At 66.1% G+C, this 21,279-nt stretch carries 21 protein-coding genes, 1 tRNA gene, 4 pseudogenes and 2 CRISPR repeat arrays; of the genes and pseudogenes, 16 read left to right on the forward strand and 10 right to left on the reverse strand.

What is annotated here, in order from left to right:
* Positions 1-341: 341 nt before the first annotated feature.
* A complete protein-coding gene (locus SALPAC6_RS0110455; RefSeq protein WP_018253369.1) occupies positions 342-1,742 on the reverse strand; it encodes a membrane protein in 1,401 nt (466 codons plus the stop codon).
* Between the two features lie 182 nt (positions 1,743-1,924).
* On the opposite strand from SALPAC6_RS0110455, the gene SALPAC6_RS25710 reads away from it, so the two are divergent.
* A complete protein-coding gene (locus SALPAC6_RS25710) occupies positions 1,925-2,149 on the forward strand; it encodes a hypothetical protein (protein ID WP_018253370.1) in 225 nt (74 codons plus the stop codon).
* Here the strand turns inward: SALPAC6_RS25710 and SALPAC6_RS27545 are convergent.
* Positions 2,109-2,932: pseudogene (locus SALPAC6_RS27545) on the reverse strand (IS5 family transposase). The gene SALPAC6_RS25710 and the pseudogene SALPAC6_RS27545 sit on opposite strands and share 41 nt — an antisense overlap.
* Positions 2,933-3,172: 240 nt before the next feature.
* On the opposite strand from SALPAC6_RS27545, the gene SALPAC6_RS0110475 reads away from it, so the two are divergent.
* Positions 3,173-4,528, forward strand: a complete 1,356-nt coding sequence (locus SALPAC6_RS0110475; protein ID WP_026189523.1) for an IS4 family transposase — start codon at positions 3,173-3,175, stop codon at positions 4,526-4,528.
* Positions 4,529-4,788: 260 nt separating this feature from the next.
* Here SALPAC6_RS0110475 and SALPAC6_RS0110480 read toward each other — a convergent pair whose 3' ends face one another.
* Both SALPAC6_RS0110480 and SALPAC6_RS0110485 read right to left on the reverse strand, forming a co-directional pair.
* On the reverse strand, positions 4,789-5,304 hold the full coding sequence (locus SALPAC6_RS0110480) for a hypothetical protein (protein WP_018253374.1): 516 nt from the start codon (positions 5,302-5,304) through the stop codon (positions 4,789-4,791).
* Between the two features lie 90 nt (positions 5,305-5,394).
* Positions 5,395-5,574 (reverse strand): hypothetical protein, encoded by a 180-nt coding sequence (locus SALPAC6_RS0110485; protein ID WP_026190048.1) that lies wholly within the window; start codon positions 5,572-5,574, stop codon positions 5,395-5,397.
* Positions 5,575-5,692: 118 nt separating this feature from the next.
* Here SALPAC6_RS0110485 and SALPAC6_RS25720 point away from each other — a divergent pair.
* The 3 genes and pseudogenes from SALPAC6_RS25720 (at position 5,693) to SALPAC6_RS0110505 (ending at position 8,225) form a co-directional block, all read left to right on the forward strand.
* Positions 5,693-6,284 (forward strand): annotated as a pseudogene (locus SALPAC6_RS25720) (hypothetical protein).
* A gap of 277 nt (positions 6,285-6,561) precedes the next feature.
* Positions 6,562-7,003 (forward strand): annotated as a pseudogene (locus SALPAC6_RS30085) (hypothetical protein).
* A 349-nt stretch (positions 7,004-7,352) separates the two neighbouring features.
* Positions 7,353-8,225, forward strand: a complete 873-nt coding sequence (locus tag SALPAC6_RS0110505) for a YDG/SRA domain-containing protein (protein ID WP_080636032.1) — start codon at positions 7,353-7,355, stop codon at positions 8,223-8,225.
* Between the two features lie 444 nt (positions 8,226-8,669).
* Here the strand turns inward: SALPAC6_RS0110505 and SALPAC6_RS0110515 are convergent, their stop codons facing one another.
* Positions 8,670-8,927: a GntR family transcriptional regulator gene (locus tag SALPAC6_RS0110515; protein ID WP_018253379.1), complete on the reverse strand. Its 258-nt coding sequence runs from the start codon at positions 8,925-8,927 to the stop codon at positions 8,670-8,672.
* Positions 8,928-9,078: 151 nt separating this feature from the next.
* Here SALPAC6_RS0110515 and SALPAC6_RS25725 point away from each other — a divergent pair, with 151 nt between their 5' ends.
* Positions 9,079-9,333, forward strand: a complete 255-nt coding sequence (locus tag SALPAC6_RS25725; protein WP_018253380.1) for a hypothetical protein — start codon at positions 9,079-9,081, stop codon at positions 9,331-9,333.
* 352 nt (positions 9,334-9,685) lie between these two features.
* On the opposite strand, the gene SALPAC6_RS25730 is transcribed toward SALPAC6_RS25725, so the two are convergent.
* The 4 genes and pseudogenes from SALPAC6_RS25730 to SALPAC6_RS31200 form a co-directional block, all read right to left on the reverse strand.
* Positions 9,686-9,904, reverse strand: coding sequence for a hypothetical protein (locus tag SALPAC6_RS25730; RefSeq protein ID WP_018253381.1), 219 nt, complete (start codon positions 9,902-9,904; stop codon positions 9,686-9,688).
* Between the two features lie 300 nt (positions 9,905-10,204).
* Positions 10,205-10,477: a CRISPR direct-repeat array (repeat unit 28 nt; unit sequence CTGCTCCCCGCACACGCGGGGGTGATCC).
* Between the two features lie 92 nt (positions 10,478-10,569).
* Positions 10,570-10,902: direct repeats of the CRISPR family, unit length 28 nt; unit sequence CTGCTCCCCGCACACGCGGGGGTGATCC.
* A 62-nt stretch (positions 10,903-10,964) separates the two neighbouring features.
* The gene (locus SALPAC6_RS0110525; protein ID WP_080636152.1) at positions 10,965-11,792 is read right to left on the reverse strand and encodes a glycosyltransferase family 2 protein; all 828 of its coding nucleotides are present in this window, start codon (positions 11,790-11,792) and stop codon (positions 10,965-10,967) included.
* A 79-nt stretch (positions 11,793-11,871) separates the two neighbouring features.
* Positions 11,872-12,459: a UTRA domain-containing protein gene (locus SALPAC6_RS0110530; protein ID WP_026189526.1), complete on the reverse strand. Its 588-nt coding sequence runs from the start codon at positions 12,457-12,459 to the stop codon at positions 11,872-11,874.
* A gap of 48 nt (positions 12,460-12,507) precedes the next feature.
* A pseudogene (locus SALPAC6_RS31200) lies at positions 12,508-12,720 on the reverse strand (winged helix-turn-helix domain-containing protein); the annotation flags it as partial.
* A gap of 180 nt (positions 12,721-12,900) precedes the next feature.
* Between SALPAC6_RS31200 and SALPAC6_RS0110535 the strand changes: the two are divergent.
* The 10 genes from SALPAC6_RS0110535 to SALPAC6_RS0110575 all read left to right on the forward strand — a co-directional run bounded on the left by SALPAC6_RS0110535 (position 12,901) and on the right by SALPAC6_RS0110575 (position 21,130).
* Entirely contained in the window at positions 12,901-13,227 is a 327-nt protein-coding gene (locus SALPAC6_RS0110535; RefSeq protein ID WP_018253385.1) for a hypothetical protein, read from the forward strand.
* 213 nt (positions 13,228-13,440) lie between these two features.
* Entirely contained in the window at positions 13,441-13,563 is a 123-nt protein-coding gene (locus SALPAC6_RS30750) for a hypothetical protein (RefSeq protein WP_263404713.1), read from the forward strand.
* 111 nt (positions 13,564-13,674) lie between these two features.
* Positions 13,675-13,950 (forward strand): hypothetical protein, encoded by a 276-nt coding sequence (locus tag SALPAC6_RS0110540; RefSeq protein WP_018253386.1) that lies wholly within the window; start codon positions 13,675-13,677, stop codon positions 13,948-13,950.
* A complete protein-coding gene (locus SALPAC6_RS0110545; RefSeq protein WP_018253387.1) occupies positions 13,950-14,186 on the forward strand; it encodes a hypothetical protein in 237 nt (78 codons plus the stop codon). The genes SALPAC6_RS0110540 and SALPAC6_RS0110545 overlap by 1 nt, the downstream gene beginning before the upstream one ends.
* Before the next feature lie 154 nt (positions 14,187-14,340).
* Entirely contained in the window at positions 14,341-15,645 is a 1,305-nt protein-coding gene (locus SALPAC6_RS0110550; RefSeq protein WP_026189527.1) for an FtsK/SpoIIIE domain-containing protein, read from the forward strand.
* 5 nt (positions 15,646-15,650) lie between these two features.
* Complete coding sequence (locus SALPAC6_RS0110555) at positions 15,651-16,535, forward strand: hypothetical protein (protein WP_018253389.1); 885 nt, start codon at positions 15,651-15,653, stop codon at positions 16,533-16,535.
* A gap of 131 nt (positions 16,536-16,666) precedes the next feature.
* The gene (locus SALPAC6_RS0110560; protein ID WP_018253390.1) at positions 16,667-17,368 is read left to right on the forward strand and encodes a diguanylate cyclase domain-containing protein; all 702 of its coding nucleotides are present in this window, start codon (positions 16,667-16,669) and stop codon (positions 17,366-17,368) included.
* On the forward strand, positions 17,365-17,670 hold the full coding sequence (locus SALPAC6_RS0110565) for a hypothetical protein (RefSeq protein WP_018253391.1): 306 nt from the start codon (positions 17,365-17,367) through the stop codon (positions 17,668-17,670). The genes SALPAC6_RS0110560 and SALPAC6_RS0110565 overlap by 4 nt, the downstream gene beginning before the upstream one ends.
* 256 nt (positions 17,671-17,926) lie before the next feature.
* Positions 17,927-19,228: a replication initiator gene (locus SALPAC6_RS0110570; RefSeq protein ID WP_018253392.1), complete on the forward strand. Its 1,302-nt coding sequence runs from the start codon at positions 17,927-17,929 to the stop codon at positions 19,226-19,228.
* 345 nt (positions 19,229-19,573) lie between these two features.
* Positions 19,574-21,130 carry a LacI family DNA-binding transcriptional regulator gene (locus SALPAC6_RS0110575; protein ID WP_026189529.1) on the forward strand — a complete coding sequence of 519 codons (1,557 nt, stop codon included), beginning with the start codon at positions 19,574-19,576 and terminating at the stop codon, positions 21,128-21,130.
* 63 nt (positions 21,131-21,193) lie between these two features.
* Here the strand turns inward: SALPAC6_RS0110575 and SALPAC6_RS0110580 are convergent.
* Positions 21,194-21,265: transfer RNA gene (locus tag SALPAC6_RS0110580), tRNA-Val, on the reverse strand.
* Positions 21,266-21,279 lie beyond the last annotated feature (14 nt).

Below are 21,279 nucleotides of genomic sequence, written 5' to 3' on the forward strand. Positions count from 1 at the left end.
GCCCGAGCGGTAACGGCGGCCGAGCGGTAGCGCAGGACGGGGCACGCACGCATCGGTCCGCCTCGACGTATGGCCTCTCTGCCGACGTGGTTCCGCCGAGACGCTCGGATCGGCGAATCCCGTTGACAGTCACTGAGAGGATTGGCGACAATCCGCGCCCGACGTGTCGTCCTGCCGGCGCCGTACCGGCGGGCTGCGCCCAACAGCTCGACCAGGATCAGCCACTGTGGCTGCGGCAGGGGCGGCACAGTCACCATCCTCCGACCCCAACCAGGAAGGGCCCCGACCTACCGCCAGCAGACGGTAGGTCGGGGCCCCTCGTGATATCTGGGCGACGGGGATCAGCCCGGGCAGCCGGTGACGTTCACACAATTGTTCGGCCGGTTCTTTGCCACGGTGGTGCCGGTGGCGGTATTCAACTCCACCGTGCCGCCCACCACGTTGAAGATGCCCCCACCGTCGGTTACAGCGGTGTTCTTGACGACCTTGGTGGAGAAAAGGGTGAGCGTGCCGGCGGCGTCGTTGTCAATGCCGCCGCCCTCGCTTCCTGCTTGGTTGCCGGTGACCTCCGTCCGCCGCAGCACCGTGTTGCCTTGTTGGAGAATGCCGCCTCCGCCGAAGATAGCGGTGTTGTTCTTGATGGTGCTGTCCTCGATGACCAGTGGCGTGTTCGGGTTCACGCCGAGTCCGCCGCCGCCACCGTCCGTCGCGGCGTTGCCGGCCACGGTGACGTTCCTGAGCGTGAACGGCCCTCCACCAACACCAAAAAACGCACCGCCGCCGAATCTGGCGGTGTTCTGCATGATGCGGGTATCGGTGACCGTGCCGGCTCCTGGACTGGCGACCAGGCCGCCGCCGTCCTGTGCTGACTGGTTGGCGGTGATGGTGCTGTGCGCGATGCCGAAAGTGCCGCCAACGACGGCGATTCCACCGCCGCTGGTTCTGCTGTTGTTGGCGTCGACCTGGGAGTGGGTGACCTTCAACAGGCCGGTGCTCTGGATCCCACCACCAGCTGAAAGAGTTGCGGTGTTGTGGCTGATGGTGGAGTGTTTGACGGTGGTGGTGCCGTTGTTGGAGATGCCGCCGCCAAAGATGGCGATGTTGCCGGTGATGGTGTTGTGGTTGATGGTGGCGGTGCCGCCGGTGTTGACGAGGATTCCCCCGCCGCCTGGGTCAGCAGGAGTGGTTTGGCCGCCGGTGACTTTCAGGTGGTTGAGGGTGAGGTTGCCGCCGATGTCGACGGTGATGATGCGGAACAGGGGGGCTGCGGCGGCGCGTGTGATGGTGGTGTTCTTCCCGTTGAGGGTGACGGGGCTGGTGATCGCGGGGAGACCGGCGCCGTTCTGCGCAGCGGTGAGCAGGTAGGTGCAGTCTTTGGCGAGGTCGAGGACGGCGCCGCCGCGGGCGTTGGCGAGGGTGATCGCCGCGATCAGCGCATCGGCGCTACACGGGACCGGCGTGCTCCTGCGTTTGTCCTTCTTTGCCTTGCCCTCGTGGTCCTTGTTGTCGGTGGAGGCGCGGTCAGGTTTTCCCCGCCGGTCATCGGCGGCGGTGAGGGTGCCGTCGACGGCGCCGATAGCCGGCGCTCCGCCGATGCCGAGGGTGGTGGTGAGGGCCAGGCCGGTCATGCCGGCCAGTCCGACGGCCCACCATCGTGACCTCGCCCGGCGTGCACCTGGCCGGTCCGGGTCATGGTCGTGGCGCTGATCGTTCATCGCGGTGTTGGTGTCCTTCCCCGTCACGGACGAGAACCACCACCTCGGCCGGGGTGGTGTTCCTCGGCTACCAGGCAGGCGGTAGCAACCACCCCGAGCTAAACCGACATCAACCCCACCACAACATGAACCCGAAAAACATGCCTGAACGAGACACGGAACCGCCGTGGCGTCAGGCGCGCCCCCGCATACCCCGAGAGGAACCCCCGATGACGCACGACTACCTGATCTCCCTCATCCGCACCGCGGTCCCCGCCGCCGTCGGTGCCCTCCTGGCATGGCTCGCCTCGCAGGCGGGCACCGTGCTCGACGCCGACTCATCCACCGCGCTCACGGCCGGTGTGGTGGCGCTGGCGATGGCCGGCTACTACGCCCTAGGCCGTGTCTCCTGGATCATGGCTTGGGGCGGTCCGGTTTCGCGCGTAGCCAGATGAGGATGTCGGCGATCTGCACGGTGGCGCGGTAGCGGCAGGCGAGCTTGTCGTAGCGGGTGGCCACGGCGCGGAACTGTTTGCGCCGGTTCATCAGCCGTTCGATGGTGTTGCGCTGTCGGTAGCGCTGCGGGCGGAACGTGGGTGGGCGGCCACCGCGTGAGCCCTTGCGTGCGCGGTTGGCCTTCTGGTCGTCCTTCTCGGGAATGTCGTGCGGGATGCGCCGGGCTCGCAGGGATCGGCGGTTGCCGCGGGAGCTGTAGGCCTTGTCCGCGGAGAGGGAGTCGAGGCGTTTGCGGGGGCGGCCGATCCCTGCGGGGCGGGCCACGGCCACGTCGTCGAGCAGCCGGACCAGTTGGCGGGTGTCGGAGTCCTGGCCCGGGGTCAGGTGGCTGGTCAGGTTCCGGCCGCGTCCGTCACCGATCGTGTGGATCTTCGTGGTCCATCCGCCGCGCGACTTGCCGAGTCCTTCCCGTCGCGCTGCGTCACGGCTGGTCAGCCCCCTTTACGGGCGCCGGCGGCGTGCTGGTGGGCACGCACGATCGTGGAATCGGCGTTGCCGTGCCAGTCCAGGTCCCCGGCAGCGTCCGCCTCGGTGTGCAGCATCGCCTCGATCCGTGCCCAGGTCCCGTCCTCCTGCCAGCGGGTGAACCGCTTGTACAGCGTCTTCCACGGCCCGTACCGCGTAGGAACGTCGCGCCACGGCACCCCGGTCCGCACCCGGAACACGATCCCGTGGATCACCTGCCGGTGATCACGCCACCGCCCGCCACGCTGCGGTGTCATCGCCGGCAGCAACGGTGAGATCCGCTCGTACTCGACCTCGGTCAGCTCAAACCGTCCACTCACGACAACCCTTGATAGCCGATCCGGGATCAAAGATCCAGGAGACACGGCCTAGTCCCAATGCCGTTCAGTTAGGCGTGGGCGTGACTGGTCAATGGTGTGTTGGTCAGGGCGTGAGAAGCGGGGTTCCGGTATCAAGGTTTGTCACTCCAAGACAACCCGAACCAGGAACCCCGCTCGGTGGATCAGATTGCCATAACACGGACAGTCACGGTAGCTGCCGGGCCGTTCGCGGCGGGTCACCTCGGTGAGTTGACCCGCCTTGTGCCGTTCGAAATGGTCGATGACGTCCTCGCCGCGACCCGGCGGACGCAGCGGCGGGTCCGTCTGTTGCCGGCCCGGGTGGTGGTGTACCTGCTGCTGGCCGGCTGCCTGTTCGCCGACGTGGGTTACCGGCAGGTGTGGGCGAAACTCGTCGCCGGCCTGCGCGGGCTACCCGTGGCCGACCCCAGCGGCAGCGCGTTACGACAAGCCCGGCAACGACTCGGCCCGACCCCACTGCGGGCCTTGTTCGACCTGTTACGAGGCCCGGTGGCCACGGGCGCCGTCGCTGCGGTGTGGTGGCGGGGCCTGCTGCCGGTCGTCATCGACGGCACCATGATCACCGTGGCGGACTCGCCGGCCAACCTGCGCCGCTACGTCAAACACCGGTGCAACAACGGCGGATCCGGCTACCCCACACTGCGGTTGAGCGCGCTGCTGACCTGCGGCACCCGCTCGGTCATCGACGCCGTGTTCGACCCCAGCACCACCGGCGAGATCACCCAAGCACACCAGCTCGCCCGCAGCCTACGCGCCGGGATGCTGCTGCTAGCCGACCGCAACTACGCCGCCGCCGACCTGATCGGCGCGTTCACCGCGACCGGAGCGGACCTGCTGATCCGCTGCAAGACCAGCCGCAGGCTCCCGCTGGTCCGCCGCTATCGCGACGGTTCCTGGCTGTCGGTCATCGGCGGCCAGCACGTCCGCGTGATCGAGGCCCGGATCAGCATCACCACCACCGCCGGCCACCACACCGGCGACTACCGGCTCATCACCACTCTGCTCGACCCGCGTCGCTACCCGGCCGCCGACCTCGTCGCCCTTTACCACCAGCGATGGGAGATCGAAACCGCCTACCTGGAACTGAAGTCCACCATCCTCGGCGGCCGGGTCCTGCGTGCCCGCACCCCCGACGGCGTCGACCAGGAGATCCACGCCCTGCTGATCGTCTACCAGGTGCTACGCACCGCCATGGTCGACGCCACCGACAGCCGGCCCGGCCTCGACCCGGACCGGGCCAGTTTCACCACCGCACTCAACGCCGCCCGCGACCAAGTCGTCCACGCCGCCGGCGTCATCGCCGATACCGACATCGACCTGGTCGGTGTCATCGGCGAACGTGTCCTGGCCGACCTGCTTCCCGACCGCCGCGTCCGCACCAAGACCCGCATGATCAAACGCTCGAACTCCAAGTACCAGGCCCGCGGACCGAACATCGACCGCCGCACCTACAAGGCCACCACCAGCATCGACGTCATCACCAACGACCCTTGACCAACCAGCCACCGCCCTAACTGAACGGCGTTGGGCCTAGTCCGGGTGGCCGAGGCGCGGGGGCCATGGCTGGGTGTCCTGCTGGGCACGCCGGCAGCGCCCCGACATGAGGCGCGGCGGGGGTGCTCGTCGTACGCGCGGCCCCGCCCTCCCGACCTGGGAGAGCGGGGCCGCTTGCTGTCACATCGTGGGCTGTCCGGAGCCCGGGCAGCGGGCGCGATCACCTATCGCCTGATGCGGTGGGCAGGACTTACCGGGGCTCACACTGACGCGGGCTCCGCATGCGGAGCACTGAGACGATGCCATGACTGGACTCCCTGGGGGATCTGGTAGTCCGGATACGGGTCGGTCTCGGGCTCGGACGTGCCCCCGGATGCCGCGGTAGCTCGAAGGTAGATCACCGAACGGTCGCTGGCAGTGATGCGGATCGCGGCGGCAACCGGCACCTCCACACCGGGCTGTTGGCACAGCTCCCATGAGGTGAACGCCTCGGGCCGGGCGACGTCCAGGAGTTGCTGGGCGAGCACGAGGATTCGGGCGGCGCGCTGCTTCGGTGGCAGCGGCCCGGTGGGCAGCGGTACCGGCGTGGCGTCACGCGGTGGTACGCCGGCCCACAGCATGGCGGCGGTTCCGGACTGGTGCCGGATCTTGATCCCCGGGGGCGTCTGTCCGCCCGGCTGGGTGTCGGCGCCGTAGCGGGTGACCTCGACGATGTCGGGGTGCTCGGCTGCCCGGAGGATGGCAGTCATCACGTCCAGGGCCTGGGTTACCTGCACGGGCGCTCTCCTGATCTATCCGGGGGATCGTGGCTGCTCACGGGCCGGGCCAGTGTACCGGCGGGGTGGGCGGGGCGCGGCTCCAGCGCATCACGTCGCCTTCAGGGCTAGGGGTGGGCCGAGCAGGCCATAGGTGAGCAGCCCGGCGTATGCCTCCGCCCACGGCCAGCACCGCCGCGGGATGCCGCACACGGGGCAGCGACCGTCGACCTGCTGGTGCTCGTGCAGGTCCCGCCACCACCGGCGGACGGTCGCGTCGGCCGGTTTCATCGCTGCGCCCGCGCGCTGCGGTGGCGCCCAGTTGCCCTGCCCTACCGAGGTCAGGTAACCGTATGCGGTCTCGGTGCGCGGGCACGGCCACCCGGATCGGCAGATCGGGCACCGATCCATGCTCGGCCTGGCGGCCGGCGTCGTGGGCCCGGTCGTGGCCGGCGAACTGATCCGGGCCGGTTTCAGCGCTGCGCTACGCGGCCGGACCGCTGAGGAGGACTGGCGGGAGCGGGTCGACCAGTACGGTCGGGACTACATGGCGGTGGGAGCCGTGGCGCTTCAGTCCCGCCTCGCGAACGACCTCGTGATCCTGCAACAGCACCTGGACACGCCGGTCATGTGGTCACACGCCGCCAGGGCGTTGGTGACCTACGGCAAGACCACTCCCAACCCCACCGAGGCCATCCGCTGGTACGACCTAGCCGGAGTGGCCGCCGAACGCTCCGACGATCTCGCCGTGCGGGTGCGGGTGTGGGTCCGAGGCCCAAGAGGAGGCCGACCGCACCCGACCTGTTGATCTACCGCGTTTCGCTACTCATATCGAGCGGCATCGTGGACTCACGATGGTTAACGCCGGTGACAGTGCGGGCGGGGTCGCCTACGCCCAACGGGCAATGGATGCCCTACCATCCGACCGCCGGTCGCAGAGCCTGCTACTCATGCTGCGCGAAGTGGAGCAGGCCGCATCGCGGCTAAGGGCTATGAAGTAGCGGACATTCAAAACGTCACCGGGATAGCCGAAACTATTCGTCGATATGGCTTGTCGACTGTGGATACGCTACCAAACTCGGTCCGGCTGATCAGTGATCACGAGCAACGGTGACGGGGGCTTCCGTACGGGGGCGTGGCCCTCGGTCGCGCACCATCGCCGCCCTTAACCGGGCGGATCCATCGACACACCCCACGAGCGGTCTTTCCATTCGCTCGTACGTGTGTTCGACTAACTCGCTCCTCATCGGCACTCGCCCGGAGGTCTTCGGCAGCGCCATGAACTATCCCTCCCACCCCCACCGTCGCCCCGCCATGCCACTGGCTGCCCGCGCGGCACACGCCGCCACCGCCGCCTGTCAGCGCGCGGTGACCAGCAAGCGCGAACGCCTGTACCAGCAGGAAAACCGGCACCTCCGGCAGGAGAAATGTGTGGCTCCGGAACGAGGTCCGGCACTGCTGGGACGCCATCGACGTGATGGGCCACGACATGGAGGCGCGCCGCCGGGAATTCATCCTGGGCGAACTCTCCCGAGTAGACGCCCGCAGGCGCACGGCGGTCGTCGATCAGCGGCGCCTGTTGGAGGTTCACCTTCGCGAACAGCTTGCCGCCGAACTGGAGGATGCGTTGCTCCAGGGCTTCGAAACCGGCTACAAGGCTGGACTCGCAGACGGTCGACCGCCAGGGGCTCAGCGGCGTCGACTCACAGGCGACTCATGATCTCTACCATCGGATAGCAAGAGGGCCGGCTGGAGTTCTCCAACCGGCCCTCTTGCCTGCCTATATTCAACGTGGGCGATACTGGGATCGAACCAGTGACCTCTTCGGTGTGAAATAGGTTCGGCTACCTCCCACACCTTGAAGTACGGCCATCCGTGCAGGTCAGCGTGTCGGTACCCGTTGGTTTGCAACAGGGGACGACGCTACCCTTCCCATGATCGTCTCCCAGAATTCTCCCACGCTGGTCCAGGGCTGAACGACACCGCAACTGAATCGGCCTGTCACCCACCGCCACGCTCTTCGCGGGCACCGTGTCGCGGACCTCGCCCCCTTGCCCTATCGTGCCGCCATGGCTTCCGAACGGACCTACGGCGAGATTCCAGGCTACTCACCTGGTTCGACCTTCAGGAATCGTGACGACCTCAGAGCGTCTGGCGTGCACCGCCCGAACCAGGCCGGGATCTGCGGAGGAAGCGACGGCGCAGAGTCAATCGTCGTCTCGGGCGGCTATGTGGATGATGAGGACTACGGCTCTGAGATCATCTACACCGGTCAAGGGGGCAATGACCCAACTACCAAGCGACAGACCGCAGACCAGCAGCTGACCCGCGGCAACCTCGGTCTAGCGCGGAGCCAGATCGACGGCAACCCGGTACGGGTAGTCAGAGGGGCGGCCGGAGACCCTGCGCACTCCCCCAAGGCTGGCCTCCGATACGACGGACTGTTCCGAGTAGTCGATCACTGGCTCGACACGGGCAAGGATGGCTTCAAGATTTGGCGGTACCGCCTGGTCACCCTCGAAAGCGTTGACCCGCCGTTCACGGGCGTCCATGACGCTGCGGCCGCGCCCGCCGCTCGCACGGAAGCCACGATTCAGCGCCTGGTGAGAAGTACAGCTGTCGCCAACGGCGTGAAGCGCTTGCACAGCTACAGATGCCAGGTCTGCGGCCTCCAGCTCGCGACCCCAGCTGGCCCTTACGCAGAGGCAGCACACATTCGTGCGCTCGGTCGGCCGCACAACGGCCCCGATGTGGCGAGCAATATCCTGTGCCTCTGCCCGAACGATCACCTACTCTTCGACACCGGCGCGATCTATGTCGATGCCGACGGCGTTGTTAGGCAGACGGACACGGCCGCCGAAGTAGGAAAGCTCCACCGCGTGGCCGGCCACGCGGTGGATTGGGACCATCTGGCCTACCACCGGCGACACCATAAGCCATAGATCTGCAAGCTATAGATTCGATCATGGCACGTTAAGATCACTCAGAACCTGACCCGCCGGCTAGCTCTACCGAGGAGATCTAGATGCACGTGGAGGATCGAGGAGAGGAGATCGTGGTTACGATGCCTAGAGATGAGTTCTTTCTGGTTGAAGCGCTGATGATGGAAGCGCTTGAGACCGGAGACGAACGTGACTTTCAGTCACGCGTAGGGGCGACGATGAGTGAAGTGAGGGCGCTCTTGAATAGTCTGCCAGATTTGCCGCTCGGGAACCATTAAGGGACGTTTGGTAGGCGTCTGTATTCCTCTTTAGGTGGTTCGCTACTTATTCATCAGCTCTACTGCTAGTTAGCTCTGGATGCCATCGGCTCGGCGGGTCCAAGACAGCGATCAGGGAAAGATCACCATCTTTCGGGTTCGTAGGTCTGGAGTCGGCCCCGGAAAGTTACTCATCCTTGGACTTGACGAACGTACCGCGTTGCGGCACCACGAACAATGTGCCCTCGTCCACCAGCACCGCGATTGCACGTCGCACGGTCGCCCGGGCAAGACCGTACTCCTGCACGAGCTGGGACTCGGACGGGATGGCCCGGTTCGGCTGCCAGTCGCCACGGTCGATTCGCGCGGCGAGGATGCCGGCCAGTTGGCGATACGGCGACAGCGGCGCACCGTGATCGATGCGGGCGTCCGGGTCGAACTCCATACCACCGACGCTAGAAGTTCCGACACGAACAACCTCAACCTTCTACGTACCTAGACGTATCTAGACCAGTCTTGATACGGTGCGGCCACCGAACCTGAGGCAGGCAGTCGCCGAGGAGGACGATCGTGTTCCTAACCGCGAGGCGCAACCCATGACCCACTTACCGGCCCCGACTCCAGGCGAAGAACTGGTGATCGGCCCTGCGGCTTCGGTCCAGTTCGCGCGGCAGCCGAGCTTCGTGTTCCGGGTGATCTCGGTGTGTCCGCAACCTACGTACCCTGGTTGGGTGTGGCTGACTGGCTATCAGCTTGACGGCCAGGGCCAGGCTGTCGCCCGCCGGGAGATCTACGTCCGGCTTGCCGGTCTACGCCGGGTTTCTCGCTCTGACGCGCGGCTGAGGTCGTAGTTGGCCGCGTGTCACGAGCCCGGCCCCCCGCGGCCGCTGCCACAGTGGCGCAGTTGACCTCAACCGCACCCAACAGCGGGCCCGGCTCCTGGAGGGTTTACCTGGTCCACGACGACCACCGCCTCCCTCCCAGGTGCCATGTTTTGACCTCAACCGCGACCAACGGCGGGCTCGGCTCCTGGAGGGTTTACCCGGTCCACGACGGACGTCGCCCCCTTGCCGGGTTTCTTGCGAGTGTTCTCCGGTCAGTGATCACTAGAGCTGTACTGCGACGGTGGTTGGGCAGTAACTCCGTGGGCGCGACTGTGCTGTGGGAGAGGAGGGGACGGGGTGTCCCCCGCCCCCTGGTGGCCTATCGGGCGATGCGGTCCAGCTCGTTGATGACCCGCTGGGTGGCGTGCTCTCCGCCGGCGAGCAGTAGCCGCAGGATTGGTCCGGTGCTGTCCTGGTCGAGCCACGCCGCGTGCGCCGGGACGTGACCGGCCGCCAGGCCGCACGCGCGGTCCGGCGCTGACGCGGCGGCGGGCCGAAGGCCCGCCCTTGACCAAGTAAAGAAACTCTGAACACACACGCTTCAGCCACGTTGTCCGACTCCGGTTGATGCGTTACAGGTTGGCTTCACTTGATGGGTGACACTCCGCCGAGTGCTGGTGGAGATGAGTGTGACCGAACAGCGGCATCGGGCTGTGTTGGAGGTTCGGGCCGGGGGGCTCACGGTGACGAGGGGGCAGCCATGGGTCGTCATCCCTTGAGGAGGGCTCGTTATGCTGCACTCGGCCTTCGAGCTTCACAAGGGTGCCTGGCCTTGATTTTCCGGGTCGAGGTGAACGAAAACTACATAGTTGATCTTTAGCGATGCAGGTCATGAAGCCTGCTCCCCGCACACGCGGGGGTGATCCGTTGCGGCTGCCGCCCTCCGGATTGAACCCGGCCTGCTCCCCGCACACGCGGGGGTGATCCCTGAATTGCTTGGCCGGCGGCCCGCGCGGCTTCCTGCTCCCCGCACACGCGGGGGTGATCCGTAGCTATCCAGAGCGGTCGTCTTCTCATACAGCTGCTCCCCGCACACGCGGGGGTGATCCGACCTGGGCCACGCTACTGGCCCCACAGGCAAGCTGCTCCCCGCACACGCGGGGGTGATCCCTCATAGGTCCGGCCCCGGGTTGACCGCAGAGCCTGCTCCCCGCACACGCGGGGTGATCCTGCAGGATGAGTACGCAGACTCCGGCTGTCCGACTGCTCCCCGCACACGCGGGGGTGATCCCCCGGCTACACCGACCGCCTACGCGATCTCATCCTGCTCCCCGCACACGCGGGGGTGATCCCACCCACGTACTCCCACCCAACGCCGGCAGGACCTGCTCCCCGCACACGCGGGGGTGATCCCGCCGGTAGCAGCGCCTGGACCCCGTCTGCCACCTGCTCCCCGCACACGCGGGGGTGATCCGTCAAGGAGCTTCATCCGCTTGACGACCTGTCCCTGCTCCCCGCACACGCGGGGGTGATCCGGGCCGTGCCTGCGACTGGACGATGACCAGCGGCTGCTCCCCGCACACGCGGGGGTGATCCCGGGCCCGACGCCTCTGCGCAACACCACCGCCTCAGAGTCGCGTTACGGATTGAAGGGGTGTTCACGATTCTTGGATGTTGCCGATTTCACTCTTGAGCCAGTTCAGTGATTTGAGTAGCAGGTCTTGTTCGAACTGTTGTGGTTGGTCGCTATCTGGTTGGTACTCGGCCATTGCGGCGTGAATGCGGTCGTACCAGCGTTCCAGGGCAGGCCAAGAGTTGTTCTGGGTTCGCCCTGTTTCGATGGCGTGCTGGTATATGACTTTTAGCTCCTGGGCCATCAGCTCGGGCTTTGGTCTTTGTGGGTTAACCCAGTCGTCGGCGAGTACTGGCCGGAGGCGTAGGGCGTGACGGTTCCAGTGCATCAGAATTTCAAGGTCGACGGTGAATCCGTCCGGCAGTTTCGTGGGCCATAGTTCGCGTACTGCCGCGCGCTGTCCGGACCATGGGGTGGAACCGACCTTGGGTAGAATTTCGGGGAAAAGGTATCCTGCTATGGGGGCGAAGAATCCGTGCAGCCACATTTGTGGGTAGAGCGGACGCCAGTAGAGGTCAGTGATACAGGCGTCGGCAATGCCCTGCAGGATGGGTTCCACGAGGATGGTTACGAGGGGCCGGTCCCCGAAGTATCGGATGTCTCCGTCGACAAGGCAGACGATGTCGCCGTCAGCCTCGTCGAGCCCAGCCCGGACTGCGGAGCCCTTCCCGATTGGCGCCTCCACGACGTTCGCCCCGGCGTCGGCTGCGACTTTCGCTGTGCCGTCGGTGCAGCCGCTGGCGCTGACGATCACCTCCCCCTGGGCTCCGATGAGGTCGAGTCCACGTCGAGATTCGGCTACGACTTCCGCGACCGTTGCTGCCTCGTTGTGTGCGGGGATGACGACGCTCACCCTGCCGGTGTTGCGTTCTAGGGTGCGTTGAGAAACTAGGTTCAGGCCGAGTGCTGGGTTGATTTCGGGCCGTGTCATTTCAGCCGTCCGTTTCTGGGTCGAAGGTGGGGTGCCCGGTCGGCCATCGTTCCAGCGATTCGGTGAACACCAGGCCAGTGCGGTCCGCTGGGTACGTCGCGTCCGAAATTTCGACGGTCCGGCCGTAGATGTCAACTGACTTGGTGTGAACGCACAGAAGCGGCACTCCGAGGTCCATTCCCCACCGTTGACGGTCCCCGGGGGTGGGTTCGATGGCCGTTACCGACCGTACGAGGCGTTCGATTTCGATTCCCACTGTATAGAGCTGGTGCATGTGGCCACCCGGCCACGGCTCCTTGGACTCGTCGCGCAAGTCTGGATTGGACCTGATCAGGTCAAGTGGAATGTGGGAAATACTCCACGCTAGCCGGATTCCGTTCTGGTCGGTTGTCTCGTAGGTACGGCACAGAAGTTCGGCGTTCACCTCAAGTCCGAACTCTGAAGCCAGCTCTTCGGTCGCCCGAACTTCTGTGTAGCGGGCCGAGAAGCTGGTGTGATCGATCGAGACCCCTGCAGTCTGTTCGACCGTTCCCCGCGCGGCGCGTTCGCTCCTGGGACGGAGTACGAGACTCTTCTGCTCCTGGGTCATGTCGATCGTCAGCTTGATCCGGCGCGGTGGCGTCCGTACGCGTGCGCGTCGACCACGGCCACCCGTGATGCGGCCCTCGCTGGCTAGAACGGCGAGAGCGCTGCGGGCAACACCGGGCGAGCACCGCCACTGGGCGACCAGTTGACTCACCGAGGGCACCTCAGCACCGGGTCCAAGTTCCCCCGACAGGATGCGAGATCGCAGGTCATTGGCTATCTGGTGATGGACCGGGATCGTTCCGGCCGTCGGTTCGGGATGCACGACTCCATTACAGCACAGCTTTGACAGTTCGCCAGCGAACCCCTTGCGCCTGGGCGGAGGTACTGCTAGCTTCGAATCACCTCGCTAGCGAACCGGTGAATCAGCAAGGTCGCAAGGGGTGAGGGTCCACAGACAGTGACCGACATGGTTGAAGACACGTGCAGTGAAGGGGATCAAGAGATGCGGAACATTCCGGTGAATCTTGGTGGGTTCAAGTTGCGGGTGGTGGAGGAGCCGGCGATCAAGATGGATCAGGAGGGGCGGGTGCAGACGGCGTATGGGACGGATGACCCGCTGTACACGGTGGCGGTGTTCGCGAAGCCCCTCGCTACGGAGGACGGCTACCGGGGTAAGGGCGAGGAGCTGAAGATCACTCTGTCCGCGAACCCGGGTGAGGTTGCTGAGGGCGACCTCGTGGAGCTGAGCGGGGCGACGGTGTCGCACTGGGAGCGTGATGGCCGTTCGGGCCTGTCGTGGAAGGCGGCGAGCCTGAAGCCGATCGGCTAGGAGCAAGATCTTTGGCCCTGCCCCTGTGTGGTGGGTGACCCGTTCGAGTCGGGTCAGGGCGCGTGGTCGAGGCCCTGTGGTCGGGGTAGTCCCGGTCGCATCCTCGGTAGCTCGTTTTTTGATAACTCCACAGCGGATATCCCTTGCCTAAAACAGCCCTGAATTGGCTATTTCGAAACGTCTTGTTTCGTGAGTTTGGGAGGGAGGTTTGTGATGTCTGATTTTGAGTTGATCCTGCTCGGTCTACTATTCCTGTCCGTGATGATGAATATTGGTCTGCTGCGTCGTGAGGGTCGGCGGTGGCGTCGTATGTGGCGCTTGACCGGCCGGGAGTAGCCGCCGCCTTACGCGGAAGGTTCTATCCATCCCCAAGTTCTGTGCTGGGGGTGGGTGGTGCCCGCCGCCGTGGCTGGGTGTCGTGTTTTGAATACGGAAAGGGGAGTAGGTATGGATGTGGTTCCGGAGGTGTGGAAGGGGTTGACCGGGAGGTCTCGGTATGAGGCTTTGGTGGGTAACGCGCAGGGGTTGGCGATGCTGCTGGATGGGGTGTCGAGCCTGATCAAGGCGTGTGAGCCGCCGCCCGGGAGCTTGTACCAGTTCGCAGCTCGGGTGGAGGACCTGGAGGACGCGCATAAGCAGAGCGCGGAGACGCTGCGCACGTTTGTGGTGCGGGTGAAGTCGTTTGAGGCTGATCTGGTGTCGAAGCCGTGGAAGGTGTCCTGATGTCGTATCGGGTGTCGGACACGTATGACGGGATTGATCAGGCGATGCGGTTGCTGCGCCGGTCGATGAAGGGCATGCCACAGCGGTATCGGTACATGAAGCAGTACGACGATCTACGTCGGGCGGTCGCGGTGTTGGTGATCCTTTTGGAGGAGGCCGCGCCGTGGTTGGAGGAAACCGACAAGGCAAAAACGGCTACGACGCGGGCGCGGAAGATGTTCGACGCCGTCCGCTAGCAACACAATCCAGCTTTGGTGGGGGTTCGGGTCGGCGGTGACTGATCCGGGCCCCCTCATTTTCGGTACTCACAATACGCGAATTGGGATGGTGTGACAGATGGGCACTACGCAGCGTCGTCAGGGTTGGGAATGGCGTGTGGCCGGGTGGGCGATGCGGCACCCGGGTTTCGTAGCCGTGCCGGCAGCGGGTGCGGCCAGTGTCGCCCAGTTCGGCCCGACCACGGTTGGTGGTGCTGCTGCTGGTGTGCTGGCAGCGGGTGTCGGCTGGTACCGGGGACACCCCGGGTCGTGGGAAGCGGTGGTAGCTCCTCGGCTGCGGGCGATACGCCGCCGGTGGTTATCTCGGACGTATCTGGGCCCGGGGTGGAGCCGGGTCGTGGAGGCGTGTGGCCTGGTCACGGTCCATCGGGTCACCGGGGTGATCAATGTGCCGCGCATCATCCGGATCCGCTCTCACTCCCCGTCCACCGAGACCGTCTACGTACGCCTGCTGTTCGGTCAGACTCCGAAGCTGTGGGAGGAAGCCTCCGAGGCCCTGGCGGTGGCGTTACGGGCGGAACGCATCGGGGTGGAGCGGGTCGGCCCGCAAATCATCGCCCTGATCGTGCAACGCTCGGAACCGTTCGATCAGGTGATCATCCCACCGGACCTTCCCGGCGATGCGGACGCGACCAGTCTGGGCCGGGTTTACCTGGGGGAGACCGAGTACGGCACCGACTGGCACGCGCCCCTGATCGGGCAGCACTGGCTCGTCTCCGGCGCCACCGGCTCCGGCAAAAACTCGGTCACCTGGATGGCGCTTCGGGCGTGCGCTCCGCTGATCCGAGACGGCCTGGTCCGCCTGCACGTGGTCAACCCCAAAGGCACCGAACTCAACGCGCTCACGTCGGTCGCCTACCGGTACGCCGAAGCTGACGGCGACATCGTGGACGTGCTGTCCGGCGTCTGGGAGATCATGCAGGACCGCAAGAAGGTCCTGGCCGAGCAGGGCCGGCGCACCTTCGACATGTCCCACGACACACCCCTCGACCTTCTGCTCATTGACGAGCTGGGTGCGGTCACCGGGTACGGAGACCGATCACTCACTCGGGGTGCTCAGGCGGTGCTGCCGCTGATCCTGTCCCAGGCCCGCGCACTCGGCGGCACCGTGATCGGCGCACTGCAAGAGCCGACCAAAGACGTGATCCCCCAACGGGACCTCTTCTCCTTGCGGGTGTGTATGCGGTCCACCTCCGCCGGACACCCGGACATGGTCCTCGGTGAAGACATGCGCCGCCGGGGCGCCTTGGCCGATGAGATCCCCAACGAACCAGGCTCGGCGGGTATCGGCTTCGTCGTCAAACAACGCTCCCGCACCCCAATGCGAGTGCGGGCGGCGTACTGCGACGACACCGATGTTGCCGACCTCGTACACGTCGCCGGGTGGCCGCACACCGAACTCGCCACCACCGGGTGAACGCCATGGACGACGACACCGGCAAGTCCCGTCAGGTCCGGCAGCCGCGCCCGGTCCGACGGTTGACCAAACGGCTCGACGTGGCCCGGCAGCTTCACGACCTGGAACAAGACTCCGCCTTGGACATTGTGGAGATCGAACGGCTGCGGGTGAGCGTGACCCGCTGCTTGTGGTTGTTCCTCGCGGTCGGATCGGCGTTCACCACCACCGGTGTGCAGGACTTCCTCGCCGGGCACCTCACTCCCGCCGACCCCGTGTGGTGGGGATGCTGGGGAGTAGAGCCCTGCCTCGTCGGCATCCTGATCACCATCCTGCGCTGGGAAGCCGCGATGATCGCCCGAGAGATCCCCATCAACTCCCGTGCCGTCGACTGGCTCAAACGCTTCCTCCTCACCTCCACCCTGATCATGAACGTCGTACCCGCACTATGGCCCAGAGAAGGCAAGATCAGCGCGGGCATGCTCGCCGCGCACATCATGGTCCCGATCCTCGTGTTCTTCCTCGCCGAAGTCATGCCCATCGTGCAAGCACGCTGCACCCAAGCACGCCGCGCCATCACCCTCCCCACCCCGAAACACCCGGAACCCGTACCCGCGCCGGCACCCGTTGCAGCTCCAATCAGCATGCCGGCCCCCATGATGGAACCCCCGGTACCCCCAACTCCGGTTCCGGCTCCGGTTCACCACCTTGCTGAGGTGAGCTCGCCGGTGTCTCTGGACGGACTGGGTATCCCCGCCGGGGTACAAACCCAGATCCGTCGTCTCGTCACCGACCTGGACCGGCCAGTCACCGCCGCTGACATTCAGCAGGCCACCCGACTACCGCTACCTCTCGCGGCCCGGGTCGCTGACCGGCTCACCCCCGCCGGCATGAACGGGCACGCCCACTAACCCTGGGCACCCGCCGGTACTCGTCTTTCTGGTCTGCCGCGCCCCCACCTAAACCCCTCCGGGGGCGCGGCAGACCCCGCGCAGCTTCCTTGATCCGTTGATCCAGCCTGCCCGGAAGTGGAGACACAGTCATGTTTCATCCACTGCTCGACCTGCCCGCACCCGATCCCTCGGCCCCTGAAAGCGCGGCATTCGTCGCCGGTCTGCTCCTGGCCGCCGCTGCCGCCCTGACCTCCCGGCACCGGATACGGGCCCTGCGCCACGAACTCGCCGCGCTGCGCCTCGCCGCCCTACTCGACCCACTGACCGGCCTTGCGAACCGGGCCGGACTCACCCAGGCATGGGTACATCTCGCCCCCACCCGACCGCACGTGGCCGTGATCGACCTGGACGGCTTCAAACCGATCAATGACACCCACGGCCACGCTGCCGGCGACATCCTGCTCACCACCATCGCCCACCGCCTCCAAACGGTCACCACCGCCGCGCGTCTCGGCGGAGACGAATTCGCCGCCCTCATCTGCGACCCCAACCCCACCACCACCGCCGCCCGCCTCGCCCACACCATCGCCGCCCCCGTCCGACTACCGAGCGGGGCCACGGTCTGCGTCACGGCGAGCATCGGCCTGGCTCCTACCGCTGGTGACCTACCCGCCGCCCTCGCCGCCGCCGACGCCGCCATGTACCGCGCCAAAACCAGCAAAACCGGCCCCGCCGTCTACGACCCCGCCCGGGATGACCACACCGCCCCCGACTCCCGGCCAGGTGTGCGGACCCGCGACCTACCCACCCCCACCCCCTGGCACCTACCCACCACGGAGGCCATCGCATGAACCCCCGATCCGCCCGCCGTGCCGGTCACACCGACTGGTGTGCCCGTGACCACCGCTGCAACCTCGGCGAACACCGCTCCCACGAAATTACCGTGGACCTACCCGCCCGTGCCCGCGCTGTTCTCGTCCGCGCCCGCACCGCCACCGGCCGCGACTACGCCGACATTCGTATCCGCGTCGCTCTCGCCCCCACCGAACCCGCCGCCCGCCGCCAACTCACCGGCCTCCTCGGCGACCTGAGACACACCATCACCCGCGCTGCCATCGCCACCCAGCCCCACCCACGAAGGCACCCGCGATGACGCGCCCTACCCATCCCGCCGCCGCCGTCCGCGCCGCCCGACCCGGGCATGTCATGTGCGCGGCCGGCTGCGGCTGGCCCCTCGACCCCGCCGCCCGCACCGGATGCGACGGCAACCCGACTGCGTTCGACCGCCACCCCGGCTGCGAACCCCCCACCACCACAACCACCACCGGGCGGTCCCGCCGGCATCTTCGGAGCGTCCCATGACACCAAACCAACCCACCCAAGGCGGAGAAGCAGCCCTGGCCCACTGGATGCGCAGCCCCGCCTACAAGACCTGGCGCGCCGGAGTGGAGAGCGTCAAAGGCTGCCTCCACCCCGTCCGGCTCACCGGCACCTGGGAAGTGCGGCACGCCGGCACCGGGAATCTGATCACCTCCCGGCACGGCCGGGTGTGGTCGTCCTGCGGCACCCGACGCGCCGCCGTCTGCCCCTCCTGCGCCGACCGCTACGCCGCCGACGCCTGGCACCTCATCCACTCCGGCATGAACGGCGGCAAAGGCATCCCCGCCACCGTGGCCCACTCCCCGCGGCTGTTCGCCACCCTCACCGCCCCCTCCTTCGGCCCCGTCCACAACCGCCCCAGCAAACGACCATGTGCCTGCGGACGCTGGCACCCCGACGGACATCCGCTCCTGGGTAGCCCCATCAACCCCGACACCTACGACTACACCGGGGCGGTGCTATGGCAGGCCCACAGCGGCCAACTCTGGCACCGCTTCACCATCGCCCTACGCCGAGCCGTCGCCGCAGCTGGCGGACTCACCGTCCGCGAAACCAGCCGACACCTACGCATCTCCTACGCCAAAGTCGCCGAATACCAACGCCGAGGCCTGGTCCACTTCCACGCCATCATCCGCGCCGACGGACCCACCGGCCCCGACACACCACCCCCCGCCTGGCTCACCGCCGACGTCCTCGCCGACGCCGTACACACCGCAGCATCGTCCGTCCGGGTCGACACCCCTCGACCCGACGGCACACCACTACCCCTGCGGTGGGGCACCCAGGTCGACATCAAAGACATCACCGCCACCGCCACCGACCTCGACCTCCCCGACAACGCAGACGACGGGGACCAGGTGGTCGCTGACACCCGCCTCGCCGGCTACATCGCCAAATACGCCACCAAAGGCACCGGAGCCACCGACACCGGAGACCGACGCATCCGCTCCCAGACCCACATCGACCAACTACGCGTCTCCGACCACCACCGAGCCATGATCCAAACCGCCTGGAACCTCGGCGGCCAGGAACAGTACGCCGACCTGAAACTGCGGCACTGGGCACACATGCTCGGCTTCCGAGGCCACTTCCTCACCAAAGCCCGCCGCTACAGCACCACCTTCAAACACCTCCGAGCCGAACGCCAAACCCACCAACTCCACACCGCCCTCACCGACGCCGGCCTCCCCGAACACACCGACGTCATCGTCATCAACGACTGGCACATCCTCGGCATCGGCTACGACACCCCCGAACAACTCGAACTCGCCACCGCCATCGCCGACCGCATCCGACGCAACGCACAACAAGCCAGAAAGGAGACCCGATGAAGATAAACGATCCGCGGCCGACGCCTCTGCGCTTTTACCTGCCGTCCGAGGTTGCCGACCGGCTTCGCTGTTCGGAGTGGTGGGTCAAGGAACAGGCTCGACGGCGGCGAGTCCCGTACTGCTGGATCGGTGGCGCCTATCGCTTTACGGAACAACACGTCGAAGCGATTGCCCAGCTTTTCGAGGTACAAGCAAGCGATGCTCCTGTGTCACCGGGCCGGGTTAGCCGAGCGGTCAAGCCCACAACGGAGGAAAGCGGACCCGTTGCCCGCCTCAGCGCACGTGTACCACGTCGGGCCAGAATCCTAGTATCACAATCGGCAGCATGAGCAGGGAGCAGGAAGAATGGGCTACGCGGAAAAGCGGGGCGAGTACTGGCGGGGCCGCTATAAGGTTGACGCTGGAAAGTACAACACGGTTAAAGACTCAGTTGGCGCTACGATTCGCTTTCGCACCAGGCGCGAGGCTGAGCAGGCGGCTAATGATGCTGAGTCCAAGGTCCGTGCTGGCGTTCGGCGTGACGTGATTTCCCCTCGAATCACCTTCGGTGACTTCGTTAACCGTTGGTACTCGGCGCAGGATCTCGCCGCCTCGACCATGCAAAACTACCGGCGTCACATTGAGGAGCATTTGCTTCCGACGTTCGAGCACACGGCTATGGCTGACATCCTTCCGGCGGACGTCACGATGTGGGAGAAGAAGGAGCGGGCGGCCGGCTACGCCGAGTCAAGTATCAAGACCTGGCGGGCGACGCTGCACCTGATCCTGGCCGACGCGGTTGAGGAAGGACTCCGGGACTCCAATCCGGCGTCCCGGCGCCGTGGCAGGGGCAAGCGGGCGGGGCGGTCTCGTAGTCGCGGTCCGGAGAAGGCGGTAACCACAGCGCTCGGTGTTCTGTTGATCGCAGAACGCGCGGCATTGCTGTCGGGCCGTGACGATGAGTTCGTTGCCATAGTCACGAAGGGGTTCACCGGCATGCGCTGGGGTGAACTGGTGGGGCTGGAAGCCGGCTACGTTCGTCCGGCGGAGATCCGGGTTGAGTGGCAGCTCTACGAGCTTGACTCCGGCGAGTTGCACCGCTGCCCACCCAAGGATGACTCGCATCGCACAATCGACCTACCGGCCTGGCTGGATCGGCTGCTGGCGGAGCATGCGGCTCGCACCCGAAGGAAGGCATGCGGGTGTCATCAACGCGCATATGTCTTCAGCGGTCATCGTCCCCCGAAGGGCATGGCTCGTACGTCGGGACCGACCTTAGTGGATGTTGCTCGCCGGGCGGGTGTCTCGTCGGCCACCGCGTCGGCCGCTCTGAATCATCCTGAGGTGGTGCATGGGGCGACTCGCGCGCGGATCACGGCGGCTATCGCGGATCTCGGCTACGTCCGTGGTGGCGCTTCTGGGGAGTTGGCCGCGCACTGGCGTCGGACGAACTTCGCCACCTGGTTGTTTCAGCCGGCGGTGACTGGCTGGTATCCGACGAAGGGGCACCTGAAGGTCCGGCCGGTTCCGGTGCTCGGGGAGCCGTGGCCAGGCATTCCGGTTCGGGGACGCAACGCGGCGGGCCGCGCTGACGCGTGCTGGCTTCCGGTCGCTCCGGGGCTGACCCCGCACGGGCTACGGCACACGCACAAGACGCTCATGGAGGAGCTGGGCACACCGGCGAAGTTGGCGGATGAACGGATGGGCCACGCGGACGGCTCCGTTCAGGCCCGCTACACGCATGTCACGGCGGTGATGCGAGCCCGGCTGCTCGACGGCTTGACGCAACTGTGGGAGGCGGCAGTGTCCGAGCGGCGAGCAATGGCACCCCGGTCCCCCGTGGCCGTCCTGAACCGACTGCTGACCGAGGAAACTGAGTCGGCCGTAAAGATCGTCTCCCAGACTTCTCCCAAGCACCGGTGAGAGAAACGAAAGAGGCCAGCTCCCCGATTCGGGAACTGGCCTCTTACCTGTAAATATTCAACGTGGGCGATACTGGGATCGAACCAGTGACCTCTTCGGTGTGAACGAAGCGCTCTCCCGCTGAGCTAATCGCCCGTTGGCTTGGGTGA

This window comes from Salinispora mooreana, assembly GCF_000379065.1.
Classification (GTDB): Bacteria; Actinomycetota; Actinomycetes; order Mycobacteriales; family Micromonosporaceae; genus Micromonospora; species Micromonospora mooreana.

Bases quoted from the DNA above. Each gene is read 5' to 3' on its own strand.
- SALPAC6_RS25710 (WP_018253370.1), top strand. From the start codon at position 1,925: ATGACGCACGACTACCTGATCTCCCTCATCCGCACCGCGGTCCCCGCC.
- SALPAC6_RS0110485 (WP_026190048.1), bottom strand. From the start codon at position 5,574: ATGAAACCGGCCGACGCGACCGTCCGCCGGTGGTGGCGGGACCTGCAC.
- SALPAC6_RS0110505 (WP_080636032.1), top strand. From the start codon at position 7,353: ATGGCTTCCGAACGGACCTACGGCGAGATTCCAGGCTACTCACCTGGT.
- SALPAC6_RS0110515 (WP_018253379.1), bottom strand. From the start codon at position 8,927: ATGGAGTTCGACCCGGACGCCCGCATCGATCACGGTGCGCCGCTGTCG.
- SALPAC6_RS25725 (WP_018253380.1), top strand. From the start codon at position 9,079: ATGACCCACTTACCGGCCCCGACTCCAGGCGAAGAACTGGTGATCGGC.
- SALPAC6_RS0110530 (WP_026189526.1), bottom strand. From the start codon at position 12,459: ATGACCCAGGAGCAGAAGAGTCTCGTACTCCGTCCCAGGAGCGAACGC.
- SALPAC6_RS0110535 (WP_018253385.1), top strand. From the start codon at position 12,901: ATGCGGAACATTCCGGTGAATCTTGGTGGGTTCAAGTTGCGGGTGGTG.
- SALPAC6_RS30750 (WP_263404713.1), top strand. From the start codon at position 13,441: ATGTCTGATTTTGAGTTGATCCTGCTCGGTCTACTATTCCTGTCCGTG.
- SALPAC6_RS0110540 (WP_018253386.1), top strand. From the start codon at position 13,675: ATGGATGTGGTTCCGGAGGTGTGGAAGGGGTTGACCGGGAGGTCTCGG.
- SALPAC6_RS0110545 (WP_018253387.1), top strand. From the start codon at position 13,950: ATGTCGTATCGGGTGTCGGACACGTATGACGGGATTGATCAGGCGATG.
- SALPAC6_RS0110550 (WP_026189527.1), top strand. From the start codon at position 14,341: ATGCGGCACCCGGGTTTCGTAGCCGTGCCGGCAGCGGGTGCGGCCAGT.
- SALPAC6_RS0110555 (WP_018253389.1), top strand. From the start codon at position 15,651: ATGGACGACGACACCGGCAAGTCCCGTCAGGTCCGGCAGCCGCGCCCG.
- SALPAC6_RS0110560 (WP_018253390.1), top strand. From the start codon at position 16,667: ATGTTTCATCCACTGCTCGACCTGCCCGCACCCGATCCCTCGGCCCCT.
- SALPAC6_RS0110565 (WP_018253391.1), top strand. From the start codon at position 17,365: ATGAACCCCCGATCCGCCCGCCGTGCCGGTCACACCGACTGGTGTGCC.
- SALPAC6_RS0110570 (WP_018253392.1), top strand. From the start codon at position 17,927: ATGCGCAGCCCCGCCTACAAGACCTGGCGCGCCGGAGTGGAGAGCGTC.
- SALPAC6_RS0110575 (WP_026189529.1), top strand. From the start codon at position 19,574: ATGGGCTACGCGGAAAAGCGGGGCGAGTACTGGCGGGGCCGCTATAAG.